General features: G+C 53.3%; 18 protein-coding genes. 14 read left to right on the plus strand and 4 right to left on the minus strand.

The window, feature by feature from the left end:
- Positions 1-55: 55 nt before the first annotated feature.
- Positions 56-1,048 (plus strand): Gfo/Idh/MocA family protein, encoded by a 993-nt coding sequence (locus ACFOLF_RS24490; protein ID WP_210044879.1) that lies wholly within the window; start codon positions 56-58, stop codon positions 1,046-1,048.
- A complete protein-coding gene (locus tag ACFOLF_RS24495; protein ID WP_210044880.1) occupies positions 1,048-1,917 on the plus strand; it encodes a sugar phosphate isomerase/epimerase family protein in 870 nt (289 codons plus the stop codon). Before ACFOLF_RS24490 ends, ACFOLF_RS24495 begins: the two co-directional genes overlap by 1 nt.
- Before the next feature lie 46 nt (positions 1,918-1,963).
- On the opposite strand, the gene ACFOLF_RS24500 is transcribed toward ACFOLF_RS24495, so the two are convergent.
- A complete protein-coding gene (locus tag ACFOLF_RS24500) occupies positions 1,964-2,608 on the minus strand; it encodes a PadR family transcriptional regulator (RefSeq protein ID WP_210044881.1) in 645 nt (214 codons plus the stop codon).
- Between the two features lie 5 nt (positions 2,609-2,613).
- A complete protein-coding gene (locus ACFOLF_RS24505; protein WP_210044882.1) occupies positions 2,614-4,191 on the minus strand; it encodes an MDR family MFS transporter in 1,578 nt (525 codons plus the stop codon).
- 317 nt (positions 4,192-4,508) lie between these two features.
- On the opposite strand from ACFOLF_RS24505, the gene ACFOLF_RS24510 reads away from it, so the two are divergent.
- Entirely contained in the window at positions 4,509-5,174 is a 666-nt protein-coding gene (locus ACFOLF_RS24510) for an HAD family hydrolase (RefSeq protein WP_210044883.1), read from the plus strand.
- Positions 5,175-5,198: 24 nt separating this feature from the next.
- On the opposite strand, the gene ACFOLF_RS24515 is transcribed toward ACFOLF_RS24510, so the two are convergent.
- Positions 5,199-5,627, minus strand: a complete 429-nt coding sequence (locus ACFOLF_RS24515; RefSeq protein ID WP_379219538.1) for a hypothetical protein — start codon at positions 5,625-5,627, stop codon at positions 5,199-5,201.
- Between the two features lie 21 nt (positions 5,628-5,648).
- The gene (locus ACFOLF_RS24520; RefSeq protein WP_210044885.1) at positions 5,649-6,419 is read right to left on the minus strand and encodes a helix-turn-helix domain-containing protein; all 771 of its coding nucleotides are present in this window, start codon (positions 6,417-6,419) and stop codon (positions 5,649-5,651) included.
- 117 nt (positions 6,420-6,536) lie between these two features.
- Here ACFOLF_RS24520 and ACFOLF_RS24525 point away from each other — a divergent pair, with 117 nt between their 5' ends.
- The 11 genes from ACFOLF_RS24525 to ACFOLF_RS24575 all read left to right on the plus strand — a co-directional run bounded on the left by ACFOLF_RS24525 (position 6,537) and on the right by ACFOLF_RS24575 (position 20,896).
- On the plus strand, positions 6,537-7,418 hold the full coding sequence (locus tag ACFOLF_RS24525; RefSeq protein ID WP_210044886.1) for an AraC family transcriptional regulator: 882 nt from the start codon (positions 6,537-6,539) through the stop codon (positions 7,416-7,418).
- A gap of 110 nt (positions 7,419-7,528) precedes the next feature.
- Positions 7,529-8,386 (plus strand): phytanoyl-CoA dioxygenase family protein, encoded by an 858-nt coding sequence (locus ACFOLF_RS24530; RefSeq protein WP_210044887.1) that lies wholly within the window; start codon positions 7,529-7,531, stop codon positions 8,384-8,386.
- 294 nt (positions 8,387-8,680) lie between these two features.
- Complete coding sequence (locus ACFOLF_RS24535; protein WP_210044888.1) at positions 8,681-10,438, plus strand: sensor histidine kinase; 1,758 nt, start codon at positions 8,681-8,683, stop codon at positions 10,436-10,438.
- Between the two features lie 31 nt (positions 10,439-10,469).
- A complete protein-coding gene (locus ACFOLF_RS24540) occupies positions 10,470-12,107 on the plus strand; it encodes a response regulator (protein WP_210044889.1) in 1,638 nt (545 codons plus the stop codon).
- A gap of 130 nt (positions 12,108-12,237) precedes the next feature.
- Positions 12,238-13,722, plus strand: a complete 1,485-nt coding sequence (locus ACFOLF_RS24545; protein WP_210044890.1) for an ABC transporter substrate-binding protein — start codon at positions 12,238-12,240, stop codon at positions 13,720-13,722.
- A 33-nt stretch (positions 13,723-13,755) separates the two neighbouring features.
- Complete coding sequence (locus ACFOLF_RS24550; RefSeq protein ID WP_210044891.1) at positions 13,756-14,664, plus strand: carbohydrate ABC transporter permease; 909 nt, start codon at positions 13,756-13,758, stop codon at positions 14,662-14,664.
- A gap of 15 nt (positions 14,665-14,679) precedes the next feature.
- Entirely contained in the window at positions 14,680-15,501 is an 822-nt protein-coding gene (locus ACFOLF_RS24555; RefSeq protein ID WP_210044892.1) for a carbohydrate ABC transporter permease, read from the plus strand.
- Positions 15,502-15,519: 18 nt separating this feature from the next.
- Complete coding sequence (locus ACFOLF_RS24560) at positions 15,520-16,581, plus strand: Gfo/Idh/MocA family protein (protein WP_210044893.1); 1,062 nt, start codon at positions 15,520-15,522, stop codon at positions 16,579-16,581.
- 260 nt (positions 16,582-16,841) lie between these two features.
- Complete coding sequence (locus ACFOLF_RS24565) at positions 16,842-17,354, plus strand: sugar phosphate isomerase/epimerase family protein (protein WP_379114225.1); 513 nt, start codon at positions 16,842-16,844, stop codon at positions 17,352-17,354.
- A gap of 10 nt (positions 17,355-17,364) precedes the next feature.
- A complete protein-coding gene (locus ACFOLF_RS24570; protein WP_210044894.1) occupies positions 17,365-19,029 on the plus strand; it encodes a hypothetical protein in 1,665 nt (554 codons plus the stop codon).
- A gap of 208 nt (positions 19,030-19,237) precedes the next feature.
- Positions 19,238-20,896, plus strand: a complete 1,659-nt coding sequence (locus tag ACFOLF_RS24575) for an SGNH/GDSL hydrolase family protein (RefSeq protein ID WP_210044895.1) — start codon at positions 19,238-19,240, stop codon at positions 20,894-20,896.
- Positions 20,897-20,929 lie beyond the last annotated feature (33 nt).

Consider the following 20,929-nt stretch of genomic DNA (forward strand, 5'->3'; position numbering starts at 1 on the left):
AGATGGCCTGATAACATGATTATGCATTGCATTTCATTATGGGAGGTACTTAGTTATGAGCAAAGTTCGCGTGGGAATCATCGGCACGGGAGGCATAGCCGGATGGCATGCCAGACAGCTGCTGCAGCTGCCGGAAGTCCAGATAACGGCTCTTGCGGATACGAGCGAGGTGAACCGGAATGCTTTTGTGGAGAAATACGGCTTGCAGGATGCGGGCCTGTTCTCCGATTATGAGGAAATGCTGGAGCAGGCGGAGCTGGATGCGGTCGTGATCTGCTCCCCGCATACGCTGCATTTTCAACAGGCCAATGACGTTCTGAACAAAGGTCTGCATGTGCTGATCGAGAAACCGATGACCTGCTCATCCGCGGAGGCAGAGCTGCTCATCCGCACGGCCGAGCAGGCGGGCAAAATTATGCAGGTCTCCTATCAGCGCCATTTTCAGCCTGAATTTCTATACATCCGGGATGCCATCGCAAGCGGGGAAATCGGCAAGCTGACCTCCGTCACCGCCTCGCTCTATCAGGAATGGCGCCAGGGGACACCTGGCTCGTGGAGGCAGGACCCGGCGTTATCCGGCGGCGGCTTCCTGATGGATTCCGGCAGCCATATTATTGATGTGCTGCTCTGGACCACCGGTCTTACCCCTGTGGATGTCAAGCCGCAGCTGCATATGCATGGCGCGCCGGTGGAGATCGATACATTCACTTCCATCCGGTTTGCGGAGGGTGCTGTGGCGGGTCTGAATCTGGTCGGCTTTGCCCCCTGCTGGCATGAGACCTTCGTCTTCTGCGGGGAGGACGGCGGGATATTCTACGACAACGGCAAGATCACCCTGCGCCGCTTGAAGCAGGAAGCGATTGTTCCGGATCTGCCGCAGCCAACCACCAATCAGGACAAAAGCTTCATCGATGCGATTCTGGGCCGTCATGAAGTGCTCGTTCCCGGCGAGTTCGCCCTCAAGGTTGTCAAGCTGTCGGAAATGATCTATCAGGCAGCCGGTTATGTGCCGGATGCAGCGCTTATACAAGAGGAGGAAACCGCCTGATGAGCTATCAAATCGGCATGCGTATCCCGCCCAGGATCGGTGCGGAAGGAATCAGCCAGACCGCCAGGTGGGCTGCAGAGGCTGGACTGGATATTCTGGATGTTCCGCAGCTGACTCCGGAGATTAAGCAGGCATGCGAGCAGGCCGGTATTGGCATCGGCTCAGTCGATGCCCAGCAGACGTCGAAGCTGTTAAGCCGGGATGAAGCCGTGCGGGGAGATGCGGTGGAATCGGTCAAGCAGCAGATGAGCGCCATTTCGGAGCTGGCCGGAAGCGTAATGTTCATGTGTCTGGTGCCCGAGGATCTTGCGCTTCCGCGCAAGGAAGGGTTTGCGATATGGAAGGATACCTTCCCGGAGCTGGTCCGCCACGCGGAGCAGACCGGCATCTATATGGCAATCGAAGGATGGCCGGGACCCGCGCCGCATTATCCGACGCTTGGCTGTACGCCGGAAATGTGGAGGGCGATGTTCGAAGCCATTCCTTCCAGGCATTTCGGACTGAATTATGACCCTTCGCATCTGGTGCGGCTGGGGATTGATTATCTCCGCGCGCTTACGGAATTCGGGGACCGCATTGTTCACTGCCACGGCAAGGATACGGAAATTCTGCATGACGAGCTGTATGAATGCGGAGTTCTTCCTGCAACCTTTGGTCCGAAATACGCATTCTCGGAAGGCTCATGGCGGTACACTATACCGGGGCATGGCGAGGTGGAATGGAGTAAAGTCGCCGTCCGTCTCGATCGTATCGGGTATAAGGGAGCGGTCAGCATCGAGCTGGAGGACCACCGCTACTGGGGCTCGCTTGAAGCGGAGCGGCTGGGTATCGTGAAAGCCGCCGAGCATCTGTCGAAGTATTTCCGATAAAATCAAAACGCCGCTTCCCGGATCAATACCGGAAAGCGGTCGTTTTTTATTTTTCTCTGTACTCAGGTGAGAATGGCGGTTCCATGTCCCCGTTTTCCGCAAGCGACTCAAGATAGGCTTGAATCTCTTCCAGAGACATTTTTACTCCGGTGAAGAGCGTCCCTCCGCGGGCATCATTCAGCATCTCGCCCAGCCATTTTTTCTCGGTTTCACTAAATTGGATAAAGCCTTGAATCATAAGCTCGGAGCCTCTGGGAAGGAAAGTCTGCTTCAGCTTCAGCACCACCTGCATCCTCTGGATTCTGGCCTCACAGTGGGCTATTTGCTTCTCAATCAAGGCTTCGACCTTCTGCGGATTCCCGTAACGGACGAATGGCAGCGTCAGAAACAGCGGATGCTGCGGATACGAAATTTGATTGAACTGCGCGTACAGAAGCTCTTCGAACGACGATTTGCCGGATTCTGTAATCCGGTATATCGTCTTGTCCGGTCTGTTGTCGCCAGGTACGGAGACAATCTCGGCGGCTTCGATAAGACCATCCCCGCGCAGCTGATCCACTGCGTAATACAGTGAACCGTCCCGAAGCTTGAAGCTTTCGTTCCAATTCCGTTGCTTGATCGTCTGGCGGATTTCGTAAGGATGCCGGTCGCGCTCCATCAGCAGTCCCAGGATGAGCAGCTTCATCGACATCGCAATTATCCTCTTTTTAAGGAAGGATTCGGTTTCACAGCCGTTTCACCCTGCTGCCCGGAGGGGCTTGGCTTGGCGCTCTTGGTGGTTTCCAGCCGCGCACGGCCCATCAGGAAAACGAATACCAGGGCTAGTATCGGCAGAATAACGGACCACTGGAAGATAAAGATGATGGAATCCGCAAGCTTGCCCAGAAGCGTGTTGACAAGCTCCGGGGACAACCCCATTTGGGCCTGGACGGTTGGATCCAGAAGCGCCTGCCCTCCCTTGATCTGAGCGGCCATTCCGGGATCAAGATCCGGAATTTCCGTAACCCCGGTTTGAAAGGCATGCTTTTGCAGCGCTCCTAATACTGTTACACCAAGTGCGGAGCCGATCGTCCGGAAGAATGTGATCAAAGATGAAGCGGAGCCCTTGTATTGGGGCGGCACCGCATTAAGCGTCGAGATATTGAGCAGCGAGAAGGATACGCCCATGCCAAGTCCGACAATGATCATGAACAACGTAATGACGAGGCGGCTGGTGGAGGTATCCATCGCGAATCCGAGCAAGGATGTGCCCACCAGCAGGAACAGGGCCGAGACGATCATGACATCGCGGTACCGGAATCGGTTGACGATCCGCCCGCCGATCTGGCTGCTGGCGACAACGCCCAGCATCATCGGGGTAAGCACGGAGCTTGTTTCCGTAGCCGTCTTGTGGAACACGCCTTGAATAAAGATCGGGATATACGTCGCAGCGGCGATCATGACGCCGCCATACAGCAGGCTGATCATCATGCTGCTCGTAAACAACCGTTTCTTGAACAGGCTGAGCTGGATGATGGGATCCTTGGCGATTCTCTCTACCAGCAGGAAGATAACGAGGAGCACGCCTGAGGCCACGAATAACGAGACCGTATTCCACGATCCCCATGCCCAGCCTTCAGATCCGCCAAGCTCTAGTCCGAACATGAGGCACAGAATAGTTCCTGTCAGAAGAATAGCGCCGACCCAGTCCACGCTTTGCTTGCGGTGATTCTTGGACTCGTGATAAGCCTGGAAAATAAACAGAAAAGCAAGAATGCCGATTGGCACATTGATGTAGAATATCCAGCGCCAGCTGATATTATCCGTGATCAGTCCGCCCATGATAGGGCCGAATACGCTGGATACGCCAAACACCGCGCCGAAAAGTCCCATCATTTTGCCGCGCTTCTCCTGCGGGAATAAATCATAAATGATGGTGAATACGATCGGCATCAAGGCTCCGCCGCCAATCCCCTGAATGGCACGGTAAATAATGAGCTGATCCATATTGGTAGCCGTACCGCATAGAATCGAGCCCACCATGAATAACAACAAACCGGATAAGAAAAACCGTTTCCGGCCGTACATGTCGGACAGCTTGCCGAAAATCGGTGTTGAAACAACCATCGCGATCATATAGGCGGAGTAGACCCAGACGAATTTATCCAGCCCTCCAAGCTTCTGAATGATTTTTGTCATGGCTGTGGAAACGATCGTCTGATCGAGTGCGGCCATAAACAGACCAAGCAGCAAACCGGCAATAACCAGTTTCGTATTGCTTTTTTTGGCGTCCATTAATAACTTCCTTCCCCTGCTGAGTCCCATATGTACTCAAATTTGAATTGCCATCACCTATTTTACTCAAATTTGAGTAAAAATCAATGCCTGGAATCGATTTACAAAAAAAATTATTCCGTTTCTCTGACCGCGAGCTGCGGAGTATTGCGCGGTTCGTGATTACTTTTCTATAATGAAGAAACGGACAAGGCCGTCCTCTCCGGCACTGAAGCAATTTTCTTTACTTATACCCCGTTGACATTGGGGCGTAACGGCTATAAGGCGAACACAATGACTTTTGAGTATAGAAAGACACAGAATGGGGAGTTAGCCATATGGGTGATATCAAACACATCATATTTGACTTTGACGGTACGTTGGCAAATACATGGCCTGTTATGTTTCAAGCCTCTGTATCCGTTTTTGACAAATACGACAACCGGAAATTGATCATTGAGGATCTGTATGAAATGACGGGTCCGACCGAATTGCGCATTATCCATCAGTATCTGGGCAATCGGGATATGGTGGATGCTGCGGTAGAGGATTTTGTCGCTCATTATGAGCAGCAGCATGAAGAGCTGGTTGAGCGCAATGAAGCCATCACGGATCTGCTCGCGGATCTGCAGCAGTCGGGCGTAGGACTGGCCCTGTTTACGGGCAAATCCCGCCGGACGCTGGATATTTCTCTTGCCAAGCTGGGCTGGAATATTTCCTTCAGCCACATCGTGACTGGGGATGATGTGGAGAATTCCAAGCCTTCGCCGGAAGGCATCCACCGTATTATGGATAAACTGGGCTGGAGCCGAGAGCATACGGTTGTTGTCGGCGACAGCAATGACGATATGCAGGCGGGCCGGGATGCGGGCGTGCGCACCTTCGCGGCCAGGTGGATGTCCATGGTTCAGGATAAGGATTACAGGGTTCCGCCTGAACGGGCATTTGAGAACCTGGAGGAATTCCGCTCTTATCTGGCGCAGCATGGGGTTCAATTCAATTAGTGGACCGTCAGTAGAACCGGCTGACTATACGTCATCGGAATGCGCGCCAATAAACCTTGCTGAAGCGCCGATTCGCCGCTCATCGGGCGCAAACGGTTCTCCACCAAGGAAAAACCGGCTTACAGGCGCCGCGGCAATGGGTATTGGCGCTGCAAGCCGGGGAAACCTTGCTGCAGCGCCGATTCGCCGCTCATCGGGCGCAAACGGTTCTCCACCAAGGAAAAACCGGCTTACAGGCGCCGCGGCGAAGGGTATGAGCGTTGTAAGCGGGGGAAACCTTGTTGGAGCGATTCGCCGCTCATCGGGAGCAAACGAAATGGTGTCTCCACCAAGGAAAAACCGGCTTACAGGCGCCGCGTCAATGGGTATTGGCGTTGCAAGCCGGGGAAACCTTGCTGGAGCGCAGATTCGCAGCTCCAGACCGCGATGCATGTTCCGGAAGAATTCCTCCACCTTCAATTCACCCAGGTCTGCTTAATCTTCAGCAGCAGGCCATGCGAGCAGACGGCGCACATCGCCGGGTGAAAGGCCGCTCATGCCGCGAATATGCTTGATCAGATGCGACTGATCGAAGTAGCCTGCATCGTGGGCGAGATTCGTCAGCGTTTCCGCTGTCCCCATTGATTGCAGCACATGCTGGAATTTCACAATCTGCGCGAATGATTTGGGCGGGACGCCAACCCGTTCCACGAAGCGCCGTTCAAACTGCCGTCTGCTGACCGTGGATTCCTCGGCTATTTCCTCGATTCGGATCAAGCCATGGGATGCGCGGATCCGCTCCACCGCCCAATTGGCCCATGTATCGATCTCCAGCACCCTGCACCACTCCCAGACCATGGCTTCCACAGAGCAGAGCAGCTCACGCGGCTCCATCGGCGCCTGCATCAGCCGCTCCCAGTCCGACATGCTTCCTCCAAGATCGGTCAATCCAACGCTCTGGTTCGCGATCTCCCGAGAGCTGTAGTTCCGCATGCGGAAGAGCGCCTCGGGCTTGAAATATACGAGCACGGAGGATAGATGCGCCGTAGTCTGGAATATTCGCGTCTCCTTATGGAGACCAGTAAGTCCGGCCGGCGCAAGCGGCCGGGTATGCCCGCCGCTCACAAGCATGACACGGCCGACAGTCTGGAAACCCATCACATGATAAATATCGGGGTATACCGTAAAAGGCTCGCCCGTTCCTCCGCCCTGCCATACGATTTTGTCGACATACGGCTTAAGCCGCTCAGGACGTATCGTAATCACAGCCGCACCGCCTCTCGATGTTTGGCAGCAATAAATGATAAAATAAAGATAGCCTACAAACATTAAATCATACAGCCATCAAGAAGGAAATTGTGAACGAAGGAAGTTGAAGCCTGCATGAAGAAGCTGGAGCAGATTACGCCGTCCATCCGCATCGCGCATCACTATCGGTTCAGCGAGAATCGATTCTCGGAGATGAACAGGGTGGGATACTGCTATGCCCTGCACTTGTTTGATTCCGGCCGGGGCAAGGTGCAGATTGACGGAACGATGCATAACGCTGCGAAGGGCACGTTGATCTTCCTGCGGCCGGATCAGCCGCATTCCTTCTTCCCGGATCCGGTAAATCCGTTCAGCTCCTTCAATATCTATTATGAGCCGTGGCGCAGGCCGGCTTTGAACACCAGCATGCATTTGGTGCGGGACAAGTCGGAGTACGACAAGGCGATGCTAACACCGGTGATGGATTGTCCGGAACTGGAACATATGCCAAATGTATTGCAACTGGAGAACCAGCCTGCCGTTTTCGAGATGATGGCGCTTATTGTGGAATCTCATCAAAATACCGGGGAGCCGTATGCGGAGGCAATGGAGAACAGTCTGCTCTATGCTCTGCTCCTGCAGCTGTTTATGTGGCGTGCCCATCAAGCTGCCTACGATTCCCGCATCCAACGCATCAAGGAGCGGCTGGATATGGACTCTTCGTTGAACTACCTGGACCTGATGGAGCAGGAGGGGCTGAAGAAGTCGCAGTTTCACCGTTTGTTCCTGGAGGTGACGGGACTTCCCCCAAGAGCCTACTGCCTGCGCAATCAGATGAAGCAGGCAGTGACCGAGCTGCTGGAGAGCCGGAAATCCATATCCGAGATTGCCGATTCGCTTGGCTTTCCCTCTATCCATTATTTTTCCAAACGGTTCAAATCCTATTACGGCGTTTCGCCCAAGGCTTACCGTGAGGGCAAGCAGATCCGCTGGGATGGACCATCGGAATCGCAATAATAACCGGAAAATATGACAAATTTGCAAGCTTTGTTTAAATACGCTTTTCCTCTCCTTCTTTATAATAGACCTATCAGCTATTACAAAGTATAGAGAGGCAGGCGGATGTAATGAAAACGAATCAGGGAAGTCTGACCAAGGAGCAAGTGGACTTTTATGATACCGAAGGGTATCTCGTTATTCCGGAGCTGTTGAATGCGGAAGATATGGCAGCGCCGAAGCAGGCGATGGAAACGAAGGTTTCACAAATCGCCGACGAGCTTTTTGATGCCGGCCTTATCAGCGACAAGCTGGTGCATCTGCCTTTTCCCAACCGGCTCGCGGAGCTGTTCAAGGGCTTAACGGATGAACACTTCAATAAACACGGCCGCAGCTGGCGCGACCGTATTCCGGGTTATTTCACGTTGATGAGCAACCCCAAAATCCTGGATGCGGTGGAGTCGCTGATCGGCGGGGAGTTGTTCTCCAACCCCGTATATAATGTCAGGCCGAAGGTGCCGCTTGTCGCTTCAGGAGCCGTTCCCTGGCATCAGGACAAATCGTATTGGCCGGACGCGAATGCCAATCCCGTTATTACGGTCTGGATTCCTCTGGTAGACGCCACTCTGGAGAACGGCTGCCTGCATATCAAGCCGCGTACCCATAAGAAGCGGGTGCTCAAATGGCATCAGGAATCCTACACCGGCACCGGTTATACGGCGCTGAAGGAAAATCAGCTCGGCAAAACGGAAACGGTCGTGCTGCCGGTGAAGGCGGGCTCAGCGATCCTCTTCAATGACCGTTGCCTGCATATGTCGACGCCGAATCTGTCGGACAGCGTGCGTTGGAGCGTTGACCTGCGTTACCAGCCGACGGATCAGGATCCCATGCCGCAGCATGGAGCGGGCTTCCTGGCGCGCAGCTACAAGCATCCGGAGCGTGTTGCCACGCTGGAGGATTGGCTGAACAACCAGCCGGAGCATCAATAAGCTCATATTGGGTTATAACCGGAGACCGGAGCTGAAGCTCCGGTCTTTTTTTGTAAATTTCACAAATAATAATAATCATTTTCTGAAATTTTTTGCGGAAGAAACCGGCTTTGCCGCCACAGGACGGCGAAGCCATTTTCTTTCTCAGCATGTTCCAGATCATGCAGCGGGCTCAGCCAGCTGGGTTAAATAAATCAATGTTCGATCAACAGAGAAGTGATATAATTTTTGTTGCTGACTTCGGACAAGAATGATAGCGCTTACGAATAAAGGGGCAAGAGGAGAGACCAGCGGATGTTAAAAACGGTAAGAAGCGTTCGTACACAAATTCTGATTTTACTGCTCGCATTTATCATTGCGCCGACTACCATTATTTCCATATTCACCATCAGCAAGTCCACGGACATGATCGAACAAAATGCCATGGATCTTATGGAAACGGCTCTTGGCCACTCCAAGGAGAATATGAGCAATTTTATGAACGACGCAGCCGATGCCACGCTTACGATTATGACGAATGACGCCATTATTGGTCCTATCCTGAAAATGGACAAGCCCAGAAGCGTCCAGCAAAGCATCGCAGTGGCCAATCTGCTGGAAAAATATTTGTACGAGCTCAAGGTTCATGGCGTCATTGCCAAAGAAATCGCGGTCATCAATCTTTCCAACGAAATCATATACTCGGGCGCGAGCACCTTCCGGCCAGATGCGGACTTGAATTGGTACGGGCAGGTGGACCGGTTAAACGGCAAGCCGTATTGGGGAAGCTACGAGAACAATGGAAAGTATATTTACGTAGCAAGGAAAGTCCAGACCTATATCAAATCCGCGGACCGCTTCGAGCCTCTTGGCGCCGTGCTGATCAGCTTTGACGAGAATGATTTCTCATCCATCAATTCCTCGGTGAAGCTGGCCCATAATTCCGAGATTCTGATTGCGAACGGGGACGGCCAGATGATCTCCAGCTCCGATCCGACGCTTGTGGGAAGCAGTCTGCCGGCCGAAATGTTTCCGCTTGCCAGGCAAGGAAACCGGATTGATCTCTCCCCGGTCTTCGCCCAAAACGAAGCAAGCCGTCTGACGGTATATGACACGATACCAAACAGCGATTGGAGCATCATCGTCTCCTCTCCTGTTGATGACGTTCTGCATACGCAGCGCAGCATTTCCCGCATTATCCTTTTATCCACGGGTTTGTGCGTGATTGTTGCCTTTATCCTTGCCGCTTTTCTGGCGCATCGCATGACGCTGCCGCTGAAGCAGTTGTCCAAAGAGGTGAAAAGGCAGATCAAGAGCGGCGACTTCTCGTTCTGGCCCTTGCCGGCCTCCAGAAGGCAGGATGAGATTGCCGATTTGGGACAAGGCTTTTACAGGCTGGTCGCGGATTTGAACGAAACCAAGAATATGATGCACCAGGCGGAGATGATGAAGCGGGAAGCGGAGTTCGAGGCAATGAAAAGCAAAATCAAGCCGCATTTCCTGTACAACTCCCTGGAATCCATACGTATGCTTGCAGTCATTAATAAAGATCCGGTTACGGCGGATATGATCAAATCATTGGGCCATCTGTTCCGATATATAATCACAAATCAGAAGAATAACATTACGCTGGCGGACGAACTGGAATATTTGCACAGCTATATTAATTTGCAGAGACTCCGGTATGAAGACAGATTGAAAGTGGAAATTGACATATCCGGGGAGTGGATGAACGCCCGAATCCAGAAGCTTGTGCTGCAGCCTTTGGTCGAAAATTCAATCGAGCATGGAATCAACCGCAAAAGGGGAGCGGAGCTGATCAGGATTACGGCTTCCCGGTCCGAGCACGGCGTGCTTCTGCAGGTTTGGGATGACGGAGCGGGAATTGATCCGGACACACTCGCGAGCATCCGGGCCAGTCTGGAAGATCCGCAAAGCAATAAGGATCATATCGGTCTGCTCAATGTCCACCGGAGATTGAGACTCCATTTTGGAGAGCCTTACGGTTTGACGATAGACAGCGAGCCGGGCGTGTATACCAGCGTATTTGTGCTGATTCCCGAAAGAGAATAACGATAATGAATGGACTGGGGGAAGAAGATAAATGTACACCGTGATGATTGCCGACGATGACGCTATGATTCTTAAGGGGTTGAAGGAAATCGTCAACTGGAACCAGCTTGGCTTCGAAATTGCGGGAGCCGTGCGGGATGGGGAAGAGGGTCTGCAGCTGGCGCAGCAGATCAGGCCGGACGTTGTGCTGACCGATATCAAAATGCCGCATCTGAGCGGCCTGGAAATGATCGAGAAATGCATCGCCAGCGGGGTACAGTCCCGTTTTGTCGTTCTTACCGGCTTTGATGAATTCGAATTTGCCAGAAGAGCGCTCAAAAATCAGGTAACCGACTATCTGCTCAAGCCGATTGAGGAAACGGAATTAATTGCGGTATTGACCGACATCCGCCTGAAGCTGGATGAAGGGGAGAAACGGAAAGACGATTTGCGCGAGCTGGAGCGGCGATTGCACGAAAATCATCTTTTTCTGCGGGAGAAGTTCATCGGCAATATGATCAAGGGCACGCTGATGGCAGATCAAATGAGCGAAGAGAACCTCAGGTTCTATAATATCAGCCTGGTGGGGAAATATTATAAAGTTGCTCTTATGGATTTGGGTGGAGGTCCGGGGCGGGCAGCGGGCGACGTCGACAGAAATGGAGATGGAGATGGTGCGCATCGGGATGCCGGCAGACAGGGAATCCGTCTTATGGAGATCGCTCAGGAGGCAATGGATAAAAGGGGGCTGCATGCGCTTGTCTCCACAATGGAAGACAGGCTTCTTGTCATGCTGAATTCGCATAGGGACGAATTCCCGGGACTGCAGGAAGGACTCAAGGAGATGATGCAGGCCGCATTTCGTCTGCTGGGCTGCCAGGCAACCGTCGGGGTCTCGACGACTTCGGGCTTCAATGAGCTGCCGGTTCTTTACCGGGAATCGGCAAGGGCCGTGCAAAATCGGATGTATGCCGGCAAAGGCAGCATTATTGAATACAGCGGGCTGGATATCCCTGCGGAATCCGGATACTCCTATCCGGACAAGCAGGTGAGGGAGCTCATTACCGCGATCAGCGAAAACAGCCAGGGGAAGGTCCATGCGGCGATTGATCTTATTTTCAGCGGCATCCGGCAGCTCGGGACTCTGCCTCCGGACCAGGTTTACCGGATGTGCACGGAGATCATGTTTGAAGTCCGAAAGGCGTTGGAGGCCATCGGCATCCATTTGAATGTCATGAATGATGGGGATACAGGGTATCCGGAACAGCTCTTCGCCTGTGAGACTTTGGAGGATCTGAAGAAGTGGTTTTACCAAACCTTTATCAAGATCATGAATGCTGTGAATGGACGGCAGGACCGATTAAGCGGGGATAATATTGAACCTATTATTCTGTATATCAATACGAATTACGACAAGGAGATTGACCTTGACCTCATCTCCAGAACGTTTTATATCGAGCCCAGCTATTTTTGCAAAGTATTCAAAAAACGCACAGGGGAAACGTACCTTGGCTATTTGACGAGAATACGGATTGCCAAAGCGTGCGAGCTTCTGAAAAATCCGGACGTCAAAGTCTATGAGATCGCCTCCCGTGTCGGTTATGAAGACCAAAGGTATTTCAGCCAGCTGTTCCGGAAGCATGTGGGGATGGCACCAAGCGATTATCAAAAAAATCAGACCAAAAATTGAACATTGATGACTATTTTACCGCATTTCCCTCTTCCGGCAAAAGGATTACATTCTTATTAAGCGTTCGAAGCCAGGCACTGCGCAGGCTTGAGCGGGAAGCGTCATGCATATCAAAAAAGGGGGAAGTCAAATGAAAGCGTCATCACAGAAACTGGCTGTTATGGCATCCGTTATCCTTATCGTATCCATGCTCTTAAGCGGCTGCGGATCGTCAGCGGATACCAAGAATGAAAGCGCTTCTGAAAGCGCTTCGGGTCAAAATGGGAAAAGCGGCGGCGACAAGCCGGTATCGTTCAAAATCGTCTCATGGGCCGGACCGGGCAAAAAAGAAGGTATGGACATGGTTATCAACGAGTACAAGAAAATAAAGCCAAACGTTGATATCACCTTTGAAGAGGTGGCTCAGACCAATGCCGATTTCGATGTCTGGATGGCCGCTCAGCTGGCGGGAAACCAGGAGCCTGAAGTCGCAATGGATTTCAGCTATGATTCCGCCTACACCAAATACGTCGATAAAGGCTACAAAGTGCTGGAGATGGATCCGTATCTGGACAAAGTAAGCCCGTATACGAGCAAGGCGTGGAAAGACAGCTTCCGGGATGTCGATCTTAATCTGATGCGCTCCACGGAGAACGGGAAGCTGAATAATATCGCCACCTCCATGGTTACGCTGAAGATTGCCTACAACAAGGACATTTACGACCAGCTCGGTCTTAAAGTGCCGACCACCTATTCGGAGATGATCGCAAACTTCAAGAAAATCCGTGAAGCGGATATCGGCGTGGAGCCGTTCTCCGGATTCCTGAAAGTAACCTCCGCCTGGGACTGGTTCGCCCGGTTCACGGCCCAGCAGACGGAAGAGCAGTCCGTGCCCCTGATCGACACATTGCTTAAAAACAATAAATATGAGCAGGACGAGTATGTGAAGGCGATTGACAACGGCACGATCGACATGAACAAGCCGGAGATCAAAAACCTGTTCGAGCTGTTCAAGGATTTCACCAGCTACTGGGCTCCGGGAGCGATCGCGATGACCAATACGGAAGCGAGGGATATGTGGCTGCAAGGCAAAGCGGCGAGCACGTTCACCATCAACATCGACGCCAAGCCGTTCGCCAGCGATATGAAGCCTACGTTCAACTGGGATACGTTCGAGTTTCCTGTCATGACCAAAGACGTGGCTCCTTCATCCAATGAGAATCCTGCGGAATTTGGCGATCTGGCTGACGCTTTCGTCGTTATGCCGTCGGCAATCAAAGAAAATGTCCAGGATGCGGTAATGGACTTTATCATGTTCTATACGTCGCCCGAAATTGCTACGAAGCTGGCGGATATGAACTGGATTATCCCTACTGCGGGCGGCGCAACACCCAATGCGAATCTGGAAAGATATTTGCCAAAAAACAGACCGCAAAATCAAATCGATTTGAATTCCCAGGCGCCTTTGGGCACTGCCGCCAGACAGTACGTGCTGCAGCAGATCCAGCGCTATGTGCTGGACGATATTACAATCGATCAGCTCGTCGATCTGATAGACAAGAATATGAAGGAAGAGGTCGCCAAGATCAAGAAGGAAAAAGGCTGGTCCGCAGACAACGACTATGGTCATAAATAAAGGTATGGCAGAAAAGGCGGGAGATGCTTGGAGATGCGGAATATAGAGCCGCGAGTGAGTTTGCTGAAATCCATGTACCAAAACAAACATGCATATGCGTTTCTGCTGCCGTTAATTGTCCTTCTTGGCGTATTCAGCTACTATCCGATCGTGATGGCGCTGAAGATGTCCTTTTATCAATGGAAGGGCGGCAACGAAGCGATCTTTAACGGACTGGACAATTTCGTGACTCTGTTCACCGATCGGACCTTTTATAAATCATTGGGAAATGCATTCTGGTTTATATTGTTCGACTGCACCGTAGGCGTGCTGATGCCCTTGTTTATTGCCGAATTGCTGTTTCACTTAAAAAGCGCCAGGCTGCAGTATGTGTTCCGCACGCTGTTCGTCGCGACGATTACCGTTCCGTCGGTCATCATCATTCTGATCTGGATGTTCCTGTACAACCCGGTCATTGGCGGCATGAATACGATTGTTTCCTGGTTCGGCATTTCTCCCCAGCTGTGGCTGGGCGGAACGGGAACGGCCCTCTGGTCCATTATTTTATCGGGCTTTCCGTTTATCAATCCGATTTTCCTGCTGATTATTTTCGCAGCCCTGCAATCGATACCGAAATCTCTTATGGAGGCTTGCGTCATGGAAGGCTGCGGGGTATGGAGACGGATACGGTCCATCGATATCCCGCTCATTGCCGGACAATTGAAGCTGATATTCGTTCTGGGGATTTTACATGGCATGCAGATGTTCTACAAGCAGCTGATCATGACCAACGGCGGTCCAGGAGATGCGACGCTGGTACCAGGCTTGTTTATGTTTAAAGCCGGATTTACGGAAAATGAATTCGGTTATGCTTCCACAATCGGGTTTGTCCTCTTGATCCTGATGCTGGCGCTGACGTTTGCATCCAACAAATTGATCAAAACCGATGACGGAAATGATTGATGGAGGGGAACGTACTTGAGAAAAAATAAAACGGCTTCCGCCATTATCATCCTGCTGGTGTCCTTATTCGTGCTGTTCAGTTTTTTTCCGCTGCTGATGATGGTGCTGACATCCTTCAAGTCCAAGATGGATGTGAGTCTGGGCGTCTTCAGACTGCCTTCGGAGATGCAATGGGAAAATTACAGCCGGGCTTTTCATACTGTTCTTCCGTATACCTTTAATTCGTTGCTGATCGCTGTCGCCGTGGTGGCGGGAGTGATTACGGCCTCTTCGCTGGCGGCTTATTCATTGGCCCGCTATCAGTTCCCGGGGCGGGAACTGATCTATTATCTGATCATTGCGCTTATGATGATTCCTTCGGTGCTGGTGCTGATCCCGATGTTCAAGCTCGTGGTGTCGCTCAATATGCTGAACACCTATTGGGTCGTCATCCTGCCGCAGATCGCCAGCGGCTGCGTGATCGCCGTGTTTTTGCTCAGAAGCTTCTTTGCGGGACTTCCGAAGGACCTCTTCGAAAGCTTCCGGATCGACGGCGCGAAGGAGCTGAGAATATTGTGGAACCTGGTGCTCCCTCTCTCAAAGCCCATACTCGGCACGGTCGCCGTCCTGAATTTCAATTCGTCCTGGAATGATTATATATGGCCGCTGGTCACGATTAACAAGGAAGGACTCAAGCCGATCGTCACGGGGATCATGACATTCACCAATGATTATTCCACCGATTACGGGCCGATGATGGCGGCTTATGTGCTGGCGTCGCTTCCCCTGATGATCGTCATCAGCTTTTCTATGAAATATTTTGTCGATGGTCTGACTGCAGGCGCAGTGAAAGCCTGACAACACCGGAGGGATAAGATGGCTCGCATCATGCGTTTTGGCATTATCGGCTGCGGAGCGGTCGCCGCTGTTCATGCACAAGCGATTCGGACTGTCGAAGGGGCGGAATTGGTCGCTGTGGCCGGACGCTCGCGCGACCGGGTGGCTGCTTTCGCAGCGGGCAACGCCATCCAGGGATATGAGAATTACCGGCAGATGCTGGCGCGCAGCGACATCGATGCCGTCAGCATCTGCACGCCCAGCGGACTTCATGGGGAAATTGCCCTCCACGCCGCCGCAGCGGGCAAGCATGCTCTGGTGGAGAAGCCGATGGAGATATCGTTGTCCAGGGCGGACGCGATGATTGCCGCGTTTCGCAGCAGAGGGCTCACATTGTCAGTGATATCCCAGCACCGCTTCGATCCGGATGCGGTCCGCTTGAAGGAGGCGATCGACACCGGTAGCATGGGCCGCCCGGTAATGGCGGCCGCATCGGTTCATTGGTACCGCGGTCAGAGCTATTATGACAGCGCCGGGTGGAGAGGAACCTGGCAGCTGGACGGCGGCGGCGTGCTGATCAATCAAGCCATTCATACCCTCGATCTGCTGCAGTTTTTCATGGGTCCCGTCAAGCATGTCACAGCTCATAAGGCAACCTTGTCGCATGAACGGATTGAAGTCGAGGATACGGCAGCCGCGGCAATACGGTTCGAGAGCGGCGCGTTGGGTTCATTCTCCTGCACGACATCGGCCTATCCGGGTTACTCCAACCGGCTGGAATTATTCTGGACCGGCGGATCTGCCGTCATGGAATCCGACAGGCTGACCCATTTCTATCGGCGCGGAGACCATAACGGGAATGAGCCGTTCAACGAGGCGTACGGGCAGGCGGGCCACCAGGCTGACGGAGCGTCGGACCCGATGGGGATCAGAAGCGATGCCCATGCGATGCAGCTTCGGGATTTCATCGCTTCGATATGGGATAAGCGGAGGCCTGCTGTCGATGGAGAAGAAGGAAGAAAGGCGCTGGCCTTCATACTGGCCTCATACAAGTCGTCCGAAACAGGAAGCACTGTCTGTATACAAAACCAAGGAGAGTGAATCATGACTTCATTCGGATGGTGCGCCGGGATTGAGCGCGCTGATCGTCTTCATCAATCCGGCTACGATTACATCGAGTGCCCCCTGATTGCGCTGAAGCTTGAGAGCCCGGCGGAATCCGGGGAGCTGATCGCCAGATACAAGGAAAGCGTTTTGCCGGTCAATGTGGTCAACCTGTTCTTCCCCGGGGATTTGAAGATTACGGGACCCGATGTCGACCGCAATCGTCTGCGCAGCATATTGTCTCCGCGTCTGAAGCGATGCAGAAGATCGGAGCGGGCAAGGCCGTTCTGGGCAGCGGCAATTCCCGTTACGTGCCGGAGGGATGGGATCGCAACCGCGCCAGGGAGCAGCTGCTGGAGTTGTTTGTATGGATCGGCGACGAGTTCGCCAGCAGCGGCCTGACGCTTGCCATCGAGCCGCTGAACCGGGGGGAAACCAATATTATCAACAGTGTGGCCGAGGCATCCTGGTATACGGAGGAAATCAATCGGGACTGCATCCGGATTACAGCCGATCTCTATCATATGGAGCTGGAGAATGAACCCTTCAGCACCTTGATCGACAACCAGCAATGGCTCGCCCATGTTCATATTTCCGATACGGACAGACTCCCGCCTGGCGCCGGTCATTACCGCTGCCAAGCATTTTTCGACGCGCTGAGGAGCGCGGGGTACGGGGGCACGATCTCGGCAGAATGCAATGAACCTGTATCAGAGCTGGCAATCGCGGAGACTCTGCCCTTTATCAAGCAGAAATGGACGAACGGATGAGTGAGGGGACATGACAAAATTAAAGCAAGGAGCACCGCATAGACCCAAGCTGGGGCTGCAGGGACCGGTCATTGCCTGGCAGGACCCATGGGCGGGGGACATATCCGATACGATGATGCGAACCGGCACGGGCAGCATCTATCCTTCGCAGGATCCGACGCCTGAGCCGGGAGCATTCATAAGGGCGCTGCAGGATTTGGGCGCGGTATTTTATGTGCACCATGTGCTTCCGAATCTCGCGGGACAGTCGGATATGATCCGGGATGCGGCTGCACACGGGCTGGATATCTGTCTGGGCAATGAATACGGCAATATCAACGGTCCATATGCGGAAGGGACGAATCGGTACGATGTGCCCGACCTGACCGTTCTTGAAGCTGCCTTGAGCGGACGCTTGATAGGGCTTCTGTACGATGAGCCCGAGCATCTTCAAATCAATGCGGGGCAGTACCGCAAGGACGGCTTTTACCCGCATTGGGGCATAACGGACGGACTTTCTCCAGCGCAGGCCAGGCTTAAGGTGACGGAAGCGGCTGCGGCAAGAGCGGCTCATGTCCGCGGCCTGCTGGAACAAACAGGGATCGACCCCGAGCGGGTTCCGCTCGTCTCCGAGAATGTGTTTCCGGTTCAGTTTCACGCGATGGCCAGGGCAGGCATGGCGGTATGTCCGAAAATCATGAAGGAATCGTTCCAATCCCTTCAGCTGTCAACGGCTTTGGGCGCGGCCAGACAGTATGGGCGGGATATGTGGATATGTGCCGATCTGTGGGGGCCAGATGTAGGGCCATGGTTCATTCGGACCCCCGGTTTTCCCGGTCATTCGCCGGAGGAATATGCGTCCGCATTGCGAATGGGTTATTTGATGGGGCCTTCCCATCTGTTCACCGAGAATATCGACGCGCTTATGACCTATAATAAATATCGGCAGTTCCGCAAAACGGAATTTGGCGAGATCTGGGATGAATTTGCGCGCCGCTTCGTACCGGATCAACCGTTGAATTGGCGCCACTCTGAGGCGGATCCCGATATTGCGTTCATTCATGCCGATGACAGCAATTACGGCCAGAATGAAAGATTGTTCGGCAACCGCCGGCAGCCCGCGCCGGAAACGACGCAGAGCGTTTTTCATGTATGGCATCTGCTCAGCCATGGGACGATTCCGGCTCATGGGAGCTGCATGCATATCCCGGGATATGTCTTCCCGAGACATGAATTGAAAGCGCAGGTTCCGGCCGACCGGTTTCCGCTTCCGGGGGGAAGGATGATGCCGGCGGGAGCGCAGGTTCATCCGTTATTTTATCCCCTTCATAATGTGATCGTATTCGATGAGACCGTTCGGGAAGAGCAGCTTGGCCGGCCGAGACTGATTGTCGTCGCAGGCAGCTCCATCTCGGAGTCCACACTGCTCGCTGTGCGCAAGCGGGCTGAGAGCGGGGCTGTCGTTATCATCGCGGACTGGCTCGTTCCCCGGCACTGGACGGGCAGCGGACCGGCGGGTTCTGGAACCTGGCTGGTGACGGACAGCTTTCTGACGGATGAGAGGGTTCAGGAAACGATGCGCCCTTTCCTCGGCAGCAAGGACTGCTGGATGCAGCGTTTCGGACATACAGAAGTGAGATTTTACAAACGCGATCCGCAGGGATTTACCCTTGATTATGAGCTGTTCGAGAGATAAGGAATCATTCCGCATGACCGCCCACGGCAAAAGCCCCATATCCGACCCGGATATGGGGCTTTTGCCCGTATATAAGTCTGGAAAAGTTCGAATAGATCAGCTATTCTCATAGTAGCAGGATTTGGCGTCTGCGGTTCACCGGACAACCGGACCGCGGCGGCCGGCATCGGGCATTTCCTATTCAAACACAGTGATAAGGAGCGAAGCAATGAAGCCGCTATTCGAGCAGGATTCACGGGTACCCCTAAGCAAAAGGATTGTTTTTCTTGGAGACAGCATAACCGACGAAGGCACATATATCGCCTACATGGATGCTTATTTCCGCCAGCATATGCCAGAGCATGATATGACCCTGATCAATCTAGGCGTTAATAGTGAAACCGCTTCCGGCTTAAGTGAGCCGGATCATCCGTTTCCGCGCCCCTGCATTCATGATCGTCTGGGCCGGGCGCTGCAGGAGAGCAGGCCGGACTGGGTCGTCTTATGCTATGGAATGAATGATGGCATTTATTATCCCTTTTCCGAAGAAAGATTTCAGGCATACCGGCAGGGCGTGCAGGAAGTCATTCGACGTGTCCGCCAAGCCGGAGCTCTGGCGATTGTGATGACACCGCCGCCATTTGATCCAAAGTCGCTGCAGGGGGCAAATCTGCTTCCTGCAGGGCATGAGAAATACAGCTATATGACGCCTTATGCCGAGTATAACGGCGTATTGAGACGGTATGCGTACTGGATGCTCACACTGACAGCCGAAGCAGATGGAATTATTAATATCCATGATCCCCTGACTACGTATATTGAGAGCAGGCGCAGCGCCGATCCCGCTTATATTTCCGGCGATGGCATTCATCCCAACAAGCAGGGGCATTGGATCATCGCGAAGACACTGCTGGCCGGATTATTCAATATTACCCTGGAGCGGGAGCCTTCCTATGTGGAGCATCCGGAGCAATCGGAGCTGTATCGGCTGGCATGGGAGCGTCATCTGCTGCTGAGCGCGGCGTGGAAGGAGCATGTCGGACATACCCATATCAACAAGGTCGAGGCATTGCCGCTGAAGACGGCTCTGGAACAAAGTGAGCGCCTGGCCGGCCGGATCCAGGAGTCAGCCGAAGCCCGGCCGGAGAACAGGCATTCGACAGCACGGTCATTGTGGAAGGGTTATGAGCGGATCGATTTCTATGTAGGCGGCAGGGAAGGCTTCATCATTGTTCCCACTACGCCAGCAGCAGGAAAACCGTGGATATGGCGGACCGAATTCTTTGATGCTTTTCCATCCGTGGATATGGCGATGCTGGAGCAGGGCTGGTGTATTGCCTATTATCGGCTGAGCAATATGTACGGGTGCCCGTATGCGGTCCAGCTGATGCACAGGTTCCAGAGCTACCTCGTCAGCGTCTGCCAATTGGCGGAGAAGACGGTGCTGTTCGGCTTTAGCCGGGGAGGGTTGTACGCAATAAACTACAGTGCGGCATATCCTCAGAGCGTGGCTGCCCTGTATCTGGATGCTCCCGTGACGGACATCCGCAGCTGGCCGGGGGGAGTGGGATCCGGCACACGCTCTCCCCGGGAATGGGAGGAATGCCTGACGATTTACGGAATGACGGAGGAGAGCTCCGCGGCCTATCTGCAGAATTCTCTGGAGGGAGCTGCCACGCTTGCCGCTGCTGGCATCCCGATTATCATTGTGGCGGGAGACGCCGATACGGCAGTCCCTCTGGATGAGAATGCCGCCATACTGGAGAGGCATTACCGGCAGCTGAACGGAACCGTGAAGATGATCGTGAAACCGGGAGTCGGCCATCATCCGCACAGCCTGGAAGATCCGGGGCCTGTTGTCGACTTTATTGTTGGGGCGGTTGGTTAGGTCGCCATAGCCCATTGCCAGATTTTATCCAGG

It is taken from the genome of Paenibacillus sepulcri, from assembly GCF_042647105.1.
Classification (GTDB): Bacteria; Bacillota; Bacilli; order Paenibacillales; family Paenibacillaceae; genus Paenibacillus_Z; species Paenibacillus_Z sepulcri.